The organism is Francisella sp. 19X1-34, assembly GCF_041102755.1.
Lineage (GTDB): Bacteria > Pseudomonadota > Gammaproteobacteria > Francisellales > Francisellaceae > Francisella.
The window spans coordinates 1-1,521 of record NZ_JBGCTX010000141.1; the positions used below are offsets into that span (position 1 = coordinate 1).

The following is a 1,521-nucleotide window of genomic DNA, read 5'->3' on the forward strand; positions in this document are numbered from 1 at the left end:
TTATTATTTCTCCAATTAAAATCAATAATTATAAATATTTAGACATGAAGTAATTATCGAACTGAGGTTAATATAAAAGTTATATTAAATAATTTCACTCTCTAAAATCTTTTGTGAATTTGTTTCAGCCAAAATATTATTCAAAAATCTTATTAAAAAGAAAAATATTGCAGCTATTATAAAAGCAACAAGTGCCATTACCAAAAATATATGCATATACATTGGGTTTGTAGTCTGATAAGCCACTGTAGTAGTGCTATTAGTGGACGCAATTACGTAATTTGATATAGGTCCTGCTAAATTTATACCAAAAGCTATATTTAAAAATAAATAACCTGTAAATAGTCCTTGATGTTTAGGATCCATCATTTCACCTGCCATAGCATAGTTTACAGCATTTACATGAATTTCTCCCATAGCAACAATGATTAATAATAAAATTGGAAAGATCACATTTGATTTGCCACCACCAGCTAGAAATATACCTAATGGTATCATAAGAAAAGCTATAACATATACAGCAAGACCTTTGACAACCAAAAAACCAGGTTGGTATGGATTATTATTTCTCTGTCTTCTTTTTATTGACATCGCAAGGATAAAACCAAATATAATGACACCTAGGCTCTCAAACATATTCACTGTAGCTGGAGCCATTGGAATACCAAATAGTGACTTTGTAGTATTAAACTCAACAAAGTTTTCTAATGCTGTTGATTGTAAGCCTTGAACACAAGCAAATACCATACTTGCTATTGATAGGATTAAATAAACATATATTTTTAGCTTATACTGATGAGGCTGTCTCGCTGCAAAGATTAGCATGAAAATTAGAATTGCTATAAATGCTACATAAATAAGGTAAGATGCAAACACAGGATGATGCATTAAAATATAAGCAAAAATTAAACAGGCTAGTATTATTAAAGGAGCAACGAAGAATTTTTTGTTTAATAATGAAAATGTCTCTACAAAATATGTAGATTTATCATTAACATATTTCCATGCAGATAAATGCATAATTGTCGCTATCAATAAGCAAATAGCTGCAAAATAAAATGCTGTACTATATGATCCAATACCCTGAAGATATCCAGCAATAAAAAAGCTTGCTACAAAACCAATATTCATAAAACTATAGTTTACTGAAAATGCTATTCTACGACGCTTATCGTTTTGATCAAATAGCTGTGTTAGCATCATATTTATGCAACTAACGTTTAATCCTGATCCTGTAATAAAAGTTGCCATACCCATTAAAACTATTGCTTTTGTATCTATTGCAATTAAACATAGGCCAACAAACTGTAAGAATAGGCTTACAAAAAATAAACCCCTAAAACTTAGATATCTACCACCGATAGTCCCGCCTAAAAAGTGAAATAAGAAATTAATCGCAAAAAAGCTAGATGTAAGAGTATTTGCTTCTGTTTTGCTTATACCAAACCTCAGTTCGATAATTACTTCATGTCTAAATATTTATAATTATTGATTTTAATTGGAGAAATAATAAACTGAGCT

At 29.6% G+C, this 1,521-nt stretch carries 1 pseudogene; it reads right to left on the reverse strand.

Annotation, left to right across the window (positions count from 1 at the left end):
• Nucleotides 1-84: 84 nt before the first annotated feature.
• Nucleotides 85-1,443, reverse strand: a pseudogene (locus tag AB8E56_RS11700) (MFS transporter); the annotation flags it as partial.
• Nucleotides 1,444-1,521: the final 78 nt, after the last annotated feature.